The organism is Brochothrix sp. (assembly GCF_017549435.1).
In the GTDB taxonomy this organism is placed as follows: domain Bacteria; phylum Bacillota; class Bacilli; order Lactobacillales; family Listeriaceae; genus Brochothrix; species Brochothrix thermosphacta.
Genome location: NZ_JAFYUW010000057.1, coordinates 21,407 through 37,279, shown reverse-complemented (window position 1 = coordinate 37,279; position 15,873 = coordinate 21,407). Strand labels below are relative to the sequence as shown.

The window sequence follows — 15,873 nt, the reverse complement described above, 5'->3', positions numbered from 1 at the left end:
TGGGACGGGGCTTATCATGGGGAATTGAGTGCCATTTCTTTATTAACAGGAATTGAGTACCATTAGATCGAGGTGCTAGAGAACAAAAACAACGTTAGAGATACCGAATACCAAAATAGATTCTACGGTCGAAAATAAAAAACCAGTGTTAGGGAGATACATTTTTAAATATATCAGCGTTAGCTATTCTGCTAACGATAAAAAATACAGTATTAAACGGATGGTTGACTTCATATCATTTTCAGTAAAGGGTGGAACTCGAGATGCTCAGCTAAGTTTATAAAGAAAATGATATTATTTTTTTGTATGAATAAATATAAGGGCGGCATGTTACTATATCAAATAAAGACAACTATTATTGAAATATTATGTTGACGAAATCATTTTGAGATGATAGAATTCAAAGGTACGTGTTCAAACGTATCAGCCAAGAGCAAAGATGAGTGGGAGGGTGTAAAGCACCCAATTTAACCACATCACTGACTTAAGGAGGTGTGTCTCATGGCTAAGAAAGTAACGAAAGTAGTAAAATTACAAATCCCTGCAGGTAAAGCAAATCCAGCGCCGCCGGTAGGTCCTGCGTTAGGTCAAGCAGGTGTTAACATCATGGGCTTCTGTAAAGAGTTTAACGCTCGTACACAAGACCAAGCAGGTTTAATTATCCCTGTAGTTATTTCTGTATTTGAAGATCGTTCATTTACATTTGTAACAAAAACACCACCAGCAGCTGTTTTACTTAAAAAAGCAGCAGGTCTTGAAAAAGGTTCTGGTGAACCAAACAAAGTCAAAGTTGCAACTGTTAAACGCGATAAAGTACGTGAAATCGCTGAAACAAAAATGCCTGACTTAAACGCAAGTAGTGTTGAAGCTGCTATGCTTATGGTTGAAGGTACTGCACGTTCAATGGGTATCACAATCGAAGATTAATCTTTGAGGATGCTTTTGAATAGGCATGTTTTGTTTTAAAAGGTTGTGCTTTTGGTACGACCTTAAAGGTGGGAGGAAATTCCGCTAATACCACATTTGAGGAGGAGAATAAAAAATGGTTAAGAAAAGCAAAAAATATATCGAAGCTGCTAAAAAAATTGACGCAGATAAAGCTTATGTTGCATCTGAAGCTCTTGATTTAGTGCAAGAAATTGACTTTGTTAATTTCGACGCAACAATCGAATTGTCATACCGCTTAGGAGTAGATCCTAAACAAGCGGATCAACAAATTCGTGGCGCTGTTGTTTTACCGAACGGTACTGGTAAAACTCAACGTGTTTTAGTATTAGCAAAAGGCGCTAAAGCTGCTGAAGCTGAAGCTGCTGGTGCTGATTACGTAGGTGAATCTGAATACCTTGAGAAAATCCAAGGTGGATGGTTTGATTTCGACGTAATCGTTGCAACTCCAGACATGATGGGCCAAATTGGTCGTTTAGGCCGTGTATTAGGACCTAAAGGTTTAATGCCTAACCCTAAAACTGGAACAGTTACAATGGACGTTACTAAAGCTGTTAACGACATTAAAGCTGGTAAAGTTGAATACCGTGTTGATAAAGTAGGTAACCTACAATTCATCATTGGTAAAAAATCTTTCGGTACTGAAAAATTAATGGAAAACTTCAAAGCTGTACATGAAGTTGTTCTTAAAGCTAAACCGTCATCATCTAAAGGTGTTTACATTAAAAACTTAGCAGTTGCTTCAACAATGGGACCTGGTCTTAAAGTTGATCCTTCAACTCTTGGTTAATAGTTGACAACATCCGATTGTTCTGATATTATTTAGAACATTGGTGATAACTAAATATCTCTTACCGTAGACAGTAGGGAACGCTTGCGTTTTAAAAACCTACCGAGGATTTTTTGATTGCTGATTTATCAGTAAAACCTCTGACGCTATCTACGGTGTGCAGAGGTTTTTTATTGCTTATAATGAAGTGTCAATAATTTTAGAGGAGGTGTAAATTTTGAGTCAAGCTGCTATTGAAGTCAAAAAAGGTTTGGTTTCTGAAATCCAAACAAAATTAGAAAATAGTGTATCTACTATCGTCGTTGACTATCGTGGTCTTACAGTTGAGCAAGTAACCGAATTACGTAAACAATTACGTGAAGCTGGTGTTGAACTTAAAGTGTTGAAAAACGGTTTAGTTCGTCGTGCTGCTACTGCTGCAAACTACGAAGGTTTAAACGAGGTTTTAACAGGTCCTAACGCAATCGCATTCAGTAATGATGACGTTGTTGCTCCTGCTAAAATCCTTTACGATTTCGCGAAAGTGAATGAAGCGTTAGAAATTAAAGCTGGCGTAATCGAAGGTAACGTGGTTAGTGCTGAAGAAATTAACACTATCGCTTCCCTACCATCACGCGAAGGTTTACTTTCAATGTTGGTATCAGTTTTACAAGCGCCAATGCGTAATTTCGCAATGCTTACTAAAGCTGTTGCAGAACAAAAAGAACAAGAAGAAGCATAAAAAAAACTATAATAATGGAGGAATAATATCATGGCCTTAAATATTGAAGATATCATTGCATCTGTAAAAGAAGCAACTGTTGTAGAATTAAACGATTTAGTAAAAGCAATCGAAGAAGAATTTGGTGTAACTGCTGCTGCTCCTGTAGCTGCTGCTGCTGCTGGTGCTGCTGCTGAAGAAAAAACTGAGTTTGATGTTGAATTAACATCTGCTGGTTCTTCTAAAGTTAAAGTAATCAAAGTAGTACGTACTGTTACTGGCTTAGGCTTAAAAGAAGCTAAAGAAATGGTAGATAACGCTCCTAAAGTAATCAAAGAAGCTGCTGCTAAAGCTGAAGCTGAAGAAATTCTTGCTCAACTTGAAGAAGCTGGCGCAAGCGCTGTTATTAAATAATTATTATTTAAAACGAAGCGTAAATACAGAACTGTTTGTTTAAGTTGTAACTAACCTGTCTAAGGATGTGTTAGATATGATTGTTGGTGTGTCTTGCCGTCGTTGATTTATATCAATTGCGGTAAGTAAATCAACAAGGGCTTAATACAAACAGCTCTTTTTTTCTTTATTTATAAGAATAAGATTCCTCTATAAAGAAAAGGAGGGATAAAAATGGAACGACACTATTATACGAAGAATACAGATTTAGCACATGAACGAAAACAGCTTGAATTTCAACTTAGAGGACAAGCTTTACGTTTTACTAGCGATGCAGGTGTGTTTTCTAAAAACACAATCGATTTTGGAACGCGCGTATTACTCGAAGCCTTTGAAATGCCAACGATAGCGGGAGATATTCTCGATGTTGGTTGTGGATATGGGCCTATTGGTTTGGCTTTAGCGAAAGAAGCGAGCGAACGAACAGTGCATATGGTTGATGTTAATGATCGAGCGTTGGAATTATCGCTTGAAAATGCACAAATTAACGGAGTGGCGAATGTGAGTGTGTACGAAAGTGCAGCTTATACTCAGGTTGAAAAACAAGATTTCGCAGCGATTTTAACAAACCCTCCGATTCGGGCAGGGAAACAAGTTGTGCACGAAATTTTAGCGCAGTCTTATGAGTATTTAAAAAGCGGTGGATCGATTTGGGCTGTGATTCAAAAGAAACAAGGTGCGCCATCGGCACAAGAGAAGTTGATTACTGTTTTTGGCAACTGTGAGATTGTAACGAAAGAAAAAGGCTATTGGATATTACGCAGCGAAAAGTCTTGACAGTAGTACGGTATTGTTGTATGATATTATAATGCCAATATAATAGGTATCATTGGGCGGTTTTTTTGTTGGCCTAAAAACCTAATGATAGCTTTTTAAGGTTGGAAACAGGCTATATAGCGGTGTTTTCAGCTATGGATAAACGGTGTATTGCACTGTTTAAAAAATACGAATCTTTGAGGGGTGAATGGGTTGACAGGACATGTTGAACAGTATGGACGTCATCGCCAACGCAGAAGTTTCGCACGTATCAGCGAAGTGTTGGAGTTACCAGATTTAATCGAAATTCAAACAGCTTCTTATCAGTGGTTTTTAGATGAGGGCTTAAAAGAAATGTTTCATGATATTTCTCCGATTGAAGATTTTGCGGGGAACTTATCTTTGGAATTTATTGATTATTCGTTAGGAGATCCCAAGTATTCAATTTGGGAATCAAAAGAGCGTGACGCTACTTACTCCGCGCCATTACGTGTGAAATTGCGTTTGATTAATAAAGAAACTGGCGAAGTGAAAGATCAAGAAGTCTTCATGGGTGATTTCCCATTGATGACGGAAATGGGTACTTTCATTATCAACGGAGCGGAACGTGTTATCGTTTCGCAATTAGTACGTTCTCCAGGCGTGTATTTCCATGATCGTATGGATAAAAATGGACGTCAAGGTTACGGGTCAACTGTGATTCCGAACCGTGGGGCTTGGTTAGAATTAGAAACTGATGCTAAAGATGTTGTTTACGTACGTATTGATCGTACGCGTAAATTACCTGCAACAGTATTATTGCGTGCATTAGGTTTCAGTACAGATCAAGAAATTGTCGATTTAATCGGTGATAACGAGTACTTGCGCAATACGCTTGAAAAAGACAACTCAGAAAACACTGACAAAGCGTTGCTAGAAATTTATGAGCGCTTACGTCCTGGTGAACCACCAACAGTAGAAAATGCTAAAAACTTATTGTACACGCGTTTCTTTGACGCACGTCGTTATGATTTAGCAAACGTTGGTCGTTATAAAATTAATAAAAAATTACATCCACAAAACCGTCTCTTTAATCAACGTTTAGCAGAAACATTAGTCAACCCTGAAACAGGTGAGATTGTTGCTTCTAAAGATGAGATTTTAGATCGTCGTAAATTGGATGCAATCATGGAGCAATTAGAGTCTGGTCTTGGATTCACGACTTTAACACCTCATGGTGGAGCACTTGAAGAACCAATTACTATTCAATCTATTAAAGTCTACTCTCCTACAGATGAAGACAAAGTGGTTAATGTTATTGGTAACGCGTACCTTGAAGATACAGTTAAGCATGTAACACCTGCTGATATTGTTGCTTCTGTAAGTTACTTCTTTGGCTTGTTACACGGCATCGGCGAAACAGACGATATTGACCATTTAGGTAACCGTCGTTTACGTTCTGTTGGTGAGTTGTTACAAAATCAATTCCGTATCGGTTTAAGCCGTATGGAACGTGTTGTACGTGAGCGTATGTCAATTCAAGATATGACTACAATTACGCCGCAACAATTGATTAACATCCGTCCAGTTGTAGCAGCAATTAAAGAGTTCTTTGGTAGCTCTCAATTATCACAATTCATGGATCAAACGAACCCGCTTGCCGAATTGACACATAAACGTCGTCTTTCAGCATTAGGACCTGGTGGTTTGACACGTGAACGTGCTGGTTTCGAAGTGCGAGATGTACATTATTCTCACTACGGCCGCATGTGCCCGATTGAAACGCCTGAGGGCCCGAACATCGGTTTAATTAACTCATTGTCTTCATATGCACGTGTAAACCGTTATGGCTTCATTGAAACGCCATACCGTCGTGTAGACCCTGAAACAAACGTTGTAACTAACGATATTGATTACTTGACTGCTGACGAAGAAGATAACTACGTTGTAGCTCAAGCAAACTCATTGTTAGATGAAAACGGTCAATTCTTGGATGAAGAAATCAAAGCGCGTTTCCGTTCTGAAAACTTAGCGGTAACAAAAGAACGCCTTGATTACATGGATGTTTCACCTAAGCAAGTTGTATCTGCCGCAACGGCATGTATTCCTTTCTTGGAAAACGATGACTCCAACCGTGCCCTCATGGGTGCCAACATGCAACGTCAAGCTGTTCCATTATTAAACCCTGAAGCGCCGTTTATCGGTACAGGTATGGAACACGTTGCTGCGCGAGATTCTGGAGCAGCAGTTAAAGCGAAACATGATGGTATCGTTGAACACGTTGAAGCGAAATACATTAAAGTACGTCGTATTGCAGAGATTGATGGTGCGGAAACAGAAGGACAAACTGATGTTTACCAACTTCAAAAATTTGCACGTTCTAACCCTGGTACTTGCTATAACCAAACACCAAGCGTAAGCGAAGGTGACCGTGTTGTTGTTGGTGACATCTTAGCTGATGGACCATCAATGGAACTTGGTGAAATGGCTTTAGGTCGTAACGTTCTTGTTGCTTTCATGACATGGGATGGTTACAACTATGAAGATGCGATTATCATGAACGAACGCCTTGTAAAAGACGACGTTTATACATCTGTTCATATTGAAGAGTATGAATCAGAAGCGCGTGACACGAAGCTTGGACCTGAAGAAATGACACGCGATATTCCAAACGTCGGCGACGACGCTTTGAAAGACTTAGACTCACGCGGTATTATCCGTGTTGGTGCTGAAGTTAAAGATGGTGATTTATTAGTTGGTAAAGTAACGCCTAAAGGTGTAACTGAATTAACTGCTGAAGAACGTCTATTGCATGCAATCTTTGGTGAAAAAGCACGTGAAGTACGTGATACATCACTTCGTGTACCTCACGGTGGTGGCGGTATTATCCTTGATGTTAAGACATTTACACGTGAAAACGGCGATGAATTAGCACCAGGCGTAAACCAATTAGTACGTGTTTATATCGTACAAAAACGTAAGATCCATGTCGGAGATAAAATGGCTGGACGTCACGGTAACAAAGGTGTTATCTCACGTATCCTTCCAGAAGAAGACATGCCTTATCTTCCAGATGGCACACCGGTTGACGTAATGTTAAACCCATTAGGTGTACCTTCTCGTATGAACATCGGACAAGTTCTTGAGTTGCACTTAGGTATGGCTGCTAGCAAATTAGGCATTCATATTGCAACACCTGTATTCGATGGCGCGAGTGAAGAAGACGTATGGAGCACAGTTGCAGAAGCTGGTATGGCAGAAGATGCGAAAACAATCGTATATGATGGTCGTACAGGTGAAGCAATGGATAACCGTGTTTCTGTTGGTATCATGTACATGATTAAATTAGCCCACATGGTTGATGATAAATTACATGCTCGTTCAACAGGACCTTACTCACTTGTTACGCAACAACCTCTTGGTGGTAAAGCACAATTTGGTGGACAACGTTTCGGTGAGATGGAAGTTTGGGCACTTGAAGCTTACGGTGCAGCTCATATCCTCCAAGAAATTCTTACTTACAAATCTGATGATGTTGTTGGACGTGTGCAAACATACGAAGCCATCGTCAAAGGTGAGAACTTACCACAACCTGGAATTCCTGAATCATTCAAAGTATTGATTAAAGAATTACAAAGTTTAGGTATGGATGTTAAAATGATGTCTGCTGAGGATGAAGAAATCGAATTACGTGAGCTTGATGATGAAGATTACGTAAAAGATGATGAGTTCTTAACACCATCTGCAGCTGTTAAAAAAGATGAACCTATTCAAGAAGAAACAAAACAAGACTAATTTAATGAAAACATGCGCACGAGCTGTATTTACAGTTCGTTATGCGTGTTTATATAAGAAAATGTCGGAGTTTTAACAGATAAACAAAAAACGATAGGGAGGTTGACCCCTTGTTAGATGTTAATAATTTTGAGTATATGAAAATAGGTTTAGCGTCACCTGATAAAATCCGCTCGTGGTCTTTTGGCGAAGTCAAAAAACCTGAAACAATTAACTACCGTACTTTAAAACCAGAACGTGATGGTCTTTTCTGTGAGCGTATCTTTGGACCAACCAAAGACTGGGAATGTTCATGTGGGAAATACAAACGCGTACGTTATAAAGGTGTTGTCTGCGATCGTTGTGGCGTTGAAGTCACAAAATCAAAAGTCCGCCGTGAACGTATGGGACACATCGAACTTGCTGCACCAGTATCACATATTTGGTACTTTAAAGGAATCCCAAGCCGTATGGGTCTTGTCTTAGACATGTCTCCTCGTGCGTTAGAAGAAGTTATCTACTTTGCATCATATGTAGTAACAGAAGCTGGCGATACTGCTTTAGATAAAAAACAATTATTATCAGAACGCGAATACCGCGCATACCGCGAAAAATATGGTCAATCTTTCCAAGCAGGAATGGGTGCTGAAGCAATCAAACGTCTTTTAGACGCTGTTGATTTAGAAGGCGAAGTTACTGAATTGAAAGAAGAGCTTAAATCAGCTCAAGGTCAACGTCGTACACGTGCTATCCGTCGTCTTGAAGTATTGGAAGCTTTCCGTCACTCTGGCAACAAGCCGAGCTGGATGGTATTAGACGTGTTACCTGTTATTCCACCGGAAATTCGTCCGATGGTACAACTTGAAGGTGGCCGTTTTGCAACAAGTGATTTAAATGATTTATATCGTCGTGTTATCAACCGTAACAACCGTTTGAAACGTTTACTAGACTTAGGTGCTCCAAGCATCATCGTTCAAAACGAAAAACGTATGTTACAAGAAGCTGTTGATGGCTTGATTGATAATGGTCGTCGTGGCCGTCCAGTAACTGGACCAGGTAACCGTCCGTTGAAATCATTGTCACACATGTTAAAAGGTAAACAAGGGCGTTTCCGTCAAAACTTACTTGGTAAACGTGTTGACTACTCTGGTCGTTCAGTAATCGTCTGTGGACCTTCATTGAAAATGTACCAATGTGGTTTACCGCGCGAAATGGCAATTGAATTATTCAAACCATTCGTAATGCGTGAATTAACTCAACGTGGATTAGCTCACAACATCAAGAGCGCTAAACGTAAAATCGAACGTCACTCACCAGAAATTTGGGACGTTTTAGAAGACGTTATCCGTGAACACCCAGTGTTACTTAACCGAGCACCTACGCTTCACCGTTTAGGTATCCAAGCGTTTGAGCCAATCTTAGTTGAAGGCCGTGCGATTCGTCTTCACCCGTTAGTATGTACTGCATACAACGCCGATTTCGATGGTGACCAAATGGCGGTCCATGTACCTCTATCACCAGAAGCACAAGCTGAAGCACGTATCTTAATGTTAGCAGCAAACCACATTCTGAACCCTAAAGATGGTAAACCAGTTGTAACACCATCTCAAGATATGGTTCTTGGTAACTACTACTTAACATTAGAGCGTGAAAACATTGTTGGTGAAGGTCTTGTCTTTACTGATATTAACGAAGCAATGATTGCTTACCAAAACGGATACGTGCATTTGCACTCTCGTGTTGCGGTTGCAGCAGCTTCATTAGGAAATGAAACGTTCACAGCTGAGCAAAACAACCAGTTGTTGATCACTACTGTTGGTAAAATGATTTTCAACTCAATCTTACCACCATCATTCCCTTACTTGAATGAACCAACTAAAACGAATCTTGAAGTGGCTACGCCGTCTCAATATTTTGTTCCTACTACAACAGATGTGAAAGCACATATTGAAAAACAAGCGTTCTTATTACCTTTCAAAAAGAAAAACTTGGAAGAAATTATCGCTCAAATTTTCAAATTGTTCCACATTACTGAAACTTCAAAAATGTTAGACCGCATGAAAGATCAAGGTTTTAAATACTCGACACTTGCTGGTATTACAGTTGGTATCTCTGATATCATCGTCGTGAAAGATAAACCTGAAATTCTTGCTGCTTCTCATGATGAAGTGGATAACGTAACAAAAATGTTTAAACGTGGTTTAATGACAGACGAAGAGCGTTATGAACGTGTTATTGCGATTTGGAATGCAGCAAAAGATCAGTTACAAAACAAACTGATTGCAGGCTTAGATCGCTTAAACCCAATCTTCATGATGCAAGACTCTGGTGCCCGTGGTAACATCTCTAACTTTACGCAGTTAGCTGGTATGCGTGGTTTGATGGCCGATCCTTCTGGACGTATCGTTGAATTACCGATCACATCTAACTTCCGTGAAGGTCTAAACGTTCTTGAATACTTTATCTCATCACATGGTGCTCGTAAAGGTTTAACGGATACAGCTCTTAAAACAGCCGATTCAGGTTACCTTACTCGTCGTCTTGTAGATGTTGCGCAAGATGTTATCGTGCGTGAAACAAATGACGGTTCTGATCACGGTCTTCTTGTTTCTGATATTGTTGAAGGACCAGAGGTTATCGAAACATTAACTGAACGTCTTGAAGGTCGTTATTCTGCGAAGACAGTACGTCATCCAGAAACAAACGAAGTAATGATTCGTCCTGATGAATTATTCACACAAGAAATTGCTGAAGCAATTCCTGCTGCTGGTATTAAAGAAGTATGGATTCGTTCTGTATTTACATGTAATACTAAGCACGGTGTAAGTAAAATCAGTTACGGTAAAGACTTGTCAACCGGCTCAGAAGTTGAAGTTGGTGAAGCAGTTGGTATCGTTGCCGCACAATCTATCGGTGAGCCTGGTACACAGTTAACAATGCGTACTTTCCATACTGGTGGGGTTGCCGGATCGGATATTACACAAGGTTTACCTCGTATTCAAGAAATCTTCGAAGCACGTAACCCTAAAGGTCACGCTGTTATTACTGAATTAACTGGTGAAGTTAAAGCAATCGAAGAAAAAGCTAACCGTCAACGTGAAATCACTGTTACAGGTACACAAGAAACACGTACTTATACTGTACCAATGGTTGCTCGCTTGAAAGTTAAAGTCGGAGATGCAGTTCGTCGTGGTGATCCATTGATGGACGGTTCAATCGACCCTAAAGAATTACTTCATGTAACTGATGTTATCACTGTTGAAAACTATCTATTAGGTGAAGTTCAAAAAGTTTACCGTATGCAAGGTGTTGAAATCGCCGATAAACATATCGAAGTAATGGTTCGCCAAATGCTTCGTAAAGTACGTGTTCTTGATCCAGGTGAAACTGATATTTTACCAGGAACATTAATGGATATCAGCGCGTTTAAAGATGCCAACACAGATACAATCCTTTCTGGTGGTCAACCAGCTACGGGTCGTCCAGTGTTACTCGGTATTACTAAAGCATCTCTTGAAACTGAATCATTCTTATCTGCGGCTTCATTCCAGGAAACAACACGTGTGTTAACTGATGCAGCAATTAAAGGTAAGCGCGATAACTTAATCGGATTGAAAGAGAACGTTATCCTTGGTAAACTTGTACCAGCTGGTACAGGTATGCCTAAATATCGTAAAGCTGAAGCTAAACTCGTAGGCGCACAAGTTGCTACTGCGACAGAAGGTTCTGCTGAATAAATAAATTTTGTTTAACATTGGCGTTCGCACTCTCGCTAAGAGGGTGTGAACATTCTTTGTTAAAATAAAAATTCATTTGCGGTTGACGGATAGAATTCTAAATGGTAAGATATTTAAGGTACTTCATTTAGAAGTCATGAGATTTATAAAAACATGATCTGGTCGTTGTAGTTAACTACAACATTTTATTTTAAAATAAAAATGATACGCTTGGATATGTGTGCTTATTAAATCACAACAAACTATTACAATTTTCGGGAGGAGGAAAACAAAAATGCCTACTATTAACCAATTGGTACGTAAGCCGCGTAAAGCGTCTGTATCAAAATCAAAATCACCAGCATTAGGTAAAACTTACAACAGCTTCAAAAAAGCGCAATCAAACGTGAACTCTCCACAAAAACGTGGTGTATGTACGCGTGTTGGTACGATGACACCTCGTAAACCTAACTCGGCTTTACGTAAATATGCACGTGTTCGTTTGACTAACTCAATCGAAGTAACTGCATACATTCCAGGTATCGGTCACAACTTACAAGAACATAGTGTTGTTCTTATTCGTGGGGGACGCGTAAAAGATTTAGCTGGAGTACGTTATCACATCGTTCGTGGTGCTTTAGATACTGCAGGAGTAGACGGTCGTCTACAATCGCGTTCTAAATACGGAACTAAGAAACCTAAAAAATAATCTAACTAAGAAGGGAGGACATCTCAATGCCTCGTAAAGGTCCTGTTCAAAAGCGTGACGTTTTACCAGATCCAATGTACAACTCGAAATTGGTAACTCGTTTAATCAACAAAATGATGGTTGATGGTAAGCGCGGAAAATCACAAGCAATTTTATACTCAGCATTTGCTAAGATTGAATCAACTACTGGAACTCCAGCAATGGAAGTATTTGACCAAGCAATCAACAACATTATGCCAGTACTTGAAGTTAAAGCACGCCGTGTCGGTGGAGCTAACTACCAAGTGCCAATCGAAGTTCGTCCAGATCGTCGTTCAACTCTAGGGTTGCGTTGGTTAGTAAACTATTCACGTCTTCGTGGAGAGAAAACAATGGAAGAACGTTTAGCTAACGAAATCATGGATGCTGCTAACAACACTGGAGCAGCTGTTAAGAAACGTGAAGATACACACAAAATGGCTGAAGCCAACAAAGCTTTCGCTCACTACCGCTGGTAGGATTAAACAAGCAGTTTTTAGTACGTTTAGGAACTGCTGTTTAATTTAAATTACAATATGGAAGGAGAAATACCATAATGAAAAGAGAGTTCTCCTTAGAAAATACGCGTAACATTGGTATTATGGCTCATATCGATGCTGGTAAAACTACTGTTACAGAACGTATTCTCTTTTATACAGGTAAAATCCACAAAATTGGCGAAACACACGATGGTGGCGCTCAAATGGACTGGATGGAACAAGAGCAAGAACGTGGTATCACTATCACTTCTGCTGCAACAACAGCTGCATGGAAAAATCACCGTATCAACATTATCGATACACCAGGACACGTAGACTTCACTGTTGAAGTTGAACGTTCTTTACGTGTACTTGATGGTGCTGTGGCAGTACTTGATGCTCAATCAGGTGTTGAACCACAAACTGAAACAGTATGGCGTCAAGCTACTACTTACGGTGTTCCTCGTATTGTATTCATCAACAAAATGGATAAAATCGGAGCAGACTTCTTATACTCTTTAGGTACATTACATGACCGTTTGGATGCAAATGCAGGCGCAATTCAATTACCTATCGGTGCAGAAGATACGTTCAAAGGTGTTGTCGATTTAGTTGAGATGCAAGCTTATCTTTATGAAAATGAGTTAGGTGACGATCCTCATACTGTTGCTATCCCAGAAGATATGCAAGAGTTAGCTGAAGAGTACCGTGATAAATTAGTTGAGTCTATTGCAGACGTTGATGAAGCTATCATGGAAAAATACTTAGAAGGCGAAGAAGTTTCTACTCCTGAGCTTAAAGCTGCGATCCGTCGCGCAACACTTGCGGTAGAATTCTACCCTGTAGTTTGTGGTACTGCATTCAAAAACAAAGGTGTTCAACCAATGTTAGATGCTGTACTTGCTTACTTACCAGCTCCAACTGATGTACCTGCAATCGAAGGTACAACAATGGATGGCGAGCCAACTTCTCGTCCTTCATCAGATGAAGCAGAATTTTCTGCTTTAGCATTTAAAGTTATGACAGACCCTTATGTTGGTCGTTTAACATTCTTCCGTGTATACTCTGGTGTTTTACAATCCGGTTCTTACGTATTGAACTCATCTAAAGATAAACGTGAACGTGTTGGTCGTATTCTTCAAATGCATGCAAATCACCGTGAAGAGATTCCTGAAATCCACGCTGGTGATATCGCTGCTGCTGTAGGACTTAAAAACACAACTACTGGTGATACTCTATGTGACGAGAAACATCCCGTTATCTTAGAATCAATGGAATTCCCAGAACCAGTAATCTCGGTTGCTATTGAGCCTAAATCAAAAGCAGATCAAGATAAAATGGGTCAAGCTTTAGTTAAATTAGCTGAAGAAGATCCAACTTTCCGCGCTGAAACTGACCAAGAAACTGGTCAAACAATCATCTCTGGTATGGGTGAACTTCACTTAGATATCATTGTTGATCGTATGCGTCGTGAATTTAACGTTGAAGCTAACGTTGGTGATCCACAAGTTTCTTACCGTGAGTCATTCAAAACTTCAGCATCAGTTCAAGGTAAATTCGTTCGTCAATCAGGTGGTAAAGGTCAATACGGTGACGTATGGGTTGAGTTCTCTCCTAATGAAGAAGGAAAAGGCTTTGAATTTGAAAACGCAATCGTTGGTGGTGTTGTTCCTCGTGAGTACATCCCAGCAGTTGAAAAAGGTTTAGCAGACTCAATGGCCAATGGTCAATTAGCTGGTTACCCATTAATCGATGTTAAAGCTAAGCTTTATGATGGTTCTTACCATGATGTCGATTCAAATGAGACAGCTTTCCGTGTCGCTGCATCTTACGCATTGCGTGAAGCTTACAAAAAATGTAACCCTGCATTGTTAGAACCAATTGAACTTGTTGAGGTAGTAATGCCTGAAGAGTATCTTGGTGATATCATGGGTGACATCACAAGTCGTCGTGGTCGTGTAGACGGTATGGAAGCTCGTGGAAACGCTCAAGTTGTCCGCGCATTCGTACCATTATCTAACATGTTTGGATATGCTACTGACTTACGTTCTAAGACTCAAGGTCGTGGTGTTTATTCTATGCAGTTTGATCATTATGAAGAAGTTCCTAAATCTGTAGCTGAAGAAATTATTAAAGCCAATAAAGGTGAATAATTGATTTTTTACTGATTTTGAAGTATAAATATCATAGGTGGCATTATTACTGCCTATGATGTTACTTAAACTAAAAATAACTTATATATCCAAGGAGGAAATATCAAAATGGCAAAAGAAAAATTCGATCGCTCAAAAGCCCATGTAAACGTTGGTACTATCGGACACGTTGACCATGGTAAAACTACTTTAACTGCAGCTATTACAACTGTATTATCTAAGAAAGGTTTCGCAGAAGCTTCAGCATACGACGCTATCGATGGCGCTCCTGAAGAACGTGAACGTGGGATTACTATCTCAACTGCACACGTTGAATACGAAACTGAAACTCGTCACTACGCTCACGTTGACTGTCCTGGACACGCGGATTATGTTAAAAACATGATCACTGGTGCTGCTCAAATGGATGGTGGTATCTTAGTAGTATCTGCTGCTGATGGTCCAATGCCTCAAACACGTGAACACATTTTACTTTCTCGTCAAGTTGGTGTTCCTTACATCGTTGTATTCTTAAACAAATGCGACATGGTTGATGATGAAGAATTATTAGAATTAGTTGAAATGGAAGTTCGTGACTTATTAAGCGAATATGACTTCCCTGGTGATGATATTCCAATCATCCAAGGTTCAGCTCTTAAAGCATTACAAGGAGAACCAGAATACGAAGCTAAAATCGACGAATTGATGGCAGCTGTAGATTCTTATATCCCAACTCCAGAACGTGACACTGACAAACCATTCATGATGCCAGTTGAGGATGTATTCTCAATCACTGGACGTGGAACTGTTGCTACAGGCCGTGTTGAACGTGGTGTTATCAAAGTTGCTGACGAGATCGAAATCGTTGGTATCCACGATACTAAAAAATCAGTTGTTACTGGTGTTGAAATGTTCCGTAAATTGTTAGATTACGCTGAAGCTGGCGATAACATTGGTGCATTATTACGTGGTGTTTCTCGTGAAGATATCGAGCGTGGACAAGTACTTGCTAAACCAGGTACTATCACTCCTCATACTTCTTTCACTGCAGAAGTATACGTATTATCTAAAGAAGAGGGTGGACGTCATACTCCATTCTTCAACAACTACCGTCCGCAATTCTACTTCCGTACTTCTGACGTAACTGGTTCAATCACGTTACCAGAAGGTACTGAAATGGTTATGCCTGGTGATAACGTTTCTATCACTGTAGAATTACACGCTCCAATCGCTATCGAAGATGGTACTAAATTCTCTATCCGTGAGGGTGGACGTACTGTTGGTGCTGGTGTTGTAGCATCAATCAACAAATAATAATTAATTATTTTACCGATACAGGTTTTCCTGTATCGGTTTTTTTATGTGTTAAATTAAGCAGGAATGAACGGAGTTGTGTTAATCTATTGATGTAGCAAAATCATG

11 protein-coding genes and 1 other annotated feature are annotated in these 15,873 nt (G+C 39.8%); all 11 genes read left to right on the top strand.

Going from position 1 to position 15,873, the window contains the following annotated elements; all coding sequences use genetic code 11:
- Window positions 1–501 precede the first annotated feature (501 nt).
- The gene (rplK, locus tag IKV95_RS04050; RefSeq protein WP_029091554.1) at window positions 502–927 is read left to right on the top strand and encodes a 50S ribosomal protein L11; all 426 of its coding nucleotides are present in this window, start codon (window positions 502–504) and stop codon (window positions 925–927) included.
- A gap of 115 nt (window positions 928–1,042) precedes the next feature.
- Window positions 1,043–1,735, top strand: a complete 693-nt coding sequence (gene rplA, locus IKV95_RS04045) for a 50S ribosomal protein L1 (RefSeq protein ID WP_029091553.1) — start codon at window positions 1,043–1,045, stop codon at window positions 1,733–1,735.
- A 46-nt stretch (window positions 1,736–1,781) separates the two neighbouring features.
- Window positions 1,782–1,916, top strand: a sequence feature (ribosomal protein L10 leader region).
- A gap of 36 nt (window positions 1,917–1,952) precedes the next feature.
- Window positions 1,953–2,456 carry a 50S ribosomal protein L10 gene (gene rplJ / locus IKV95_RS04040; RefSeq protein ID WP_152792286.1) on the top strand — a complete coding sequence of 168 codons (504 nt, stop codon included), beginning with the start codon at window positions 1,953–1,955 and terminating at the stop codon, window positions 2,454–2,456.
- 30 nt (window positions 2,457–2,486) lie between these two features.
- Window positions 2,487–2,849 carry a 50S ribosomal protein L7/L12 gene (rplL, locus tag IKV95_RS04035; protein ID WP_029091551.1) on the top strand — a complete coding sequence of 121 codons (363 nt, stop codon included), beginning with the start codon at window positions 2,487–2,489 and terminating at the stop codon, window positions 2,847–2,849.
- A gap of 213 nt (window positions 2,850–3,062) precedes the next feature.
- Window positions 3,063–3,665, top strand: a complete 603-nt coding sequence (locus IKV95_RS04030) for a class I SAM-dependent methyltransferase (protein WP_287451429.1) — start codon at window positions 3,063–3,065, stop codon at window positions 3,663–3,665.
- A gap of 192 nt (window positions 3,666–3,857) precedes the next feature.
- Window positions 3,858–7,418: a DNA-directed RNA polymerase subunit beta gene (rpoB, locus tag IKV95_RS04025; protein ID WP_036027303.1), complete on the top strand. Its 3,561-nt coding sequence runs from the start codon at window positions 3,858–3,860 to the stop codon at window positions 7,416–7,418.
- Between the two features lie 110 nt (window positions 7,419–7,528).
- Window positions 7,529–11,134, top strand: coding sequence for a DNA-directed RNA polymerase subunit beta' (rpoC, locus tag IKV95_RS04020; RefSeq protein WP_029091549.1), 3,606 nt, complete (start codon window positions 7,529–7,531; stop codon window positions 11,132–11,134).
- A gap of 274 nt (window positions 11,135–11,408) precedes the next feature.
- Entirely contained in the window at window positions 11,409–11,822 is a 414-nt protein-coding gene (gene rpsL, locus IKV95_RS04015) for a 30S ribosomal protein S12 (protein ID WP_029091548.1), read from the top strand.
- 26 nt (window positions 11,823–11,848) lie between these two features.
- Window positions 11,849–12,319, top strand: a complete 471-nt coding sequence (rpsG, locus tag IKV95_RS04010; protein ID WP_029091547.1) for a 30S ribosomal protein S7 — start codon at window positions 11,849–11,851, stop codon at window positions 12,317–12,319.
- Window positions 12,320–12,396: 77 nt separating this feature from the next.
- A complete protein-coding gene (fusA, locus tag IKV95_RS04005) occupies window positions 12,397–14,472 on the top strand; it encodes an elongation factor G (protein ID WP_029091546.1) in 2,076 nt (691 codons plus the stop codon).
- 108 nt (window positions 14,473–14,580) lie between these two features.
- Window positions 14,581–15,765: an elongation factor Tu gene (gene tuf, locus IKV95_RS04000; protein ID WP_029091545.1), complete on the top strand. Its 1,185-nt coding sequence runs from the start codon at window positions 14,581–14,583 to the stop codon at window positions 15,763–15,765.
- Window positions 15,766–15,873 lie beyond the last annotated feature (108 nt).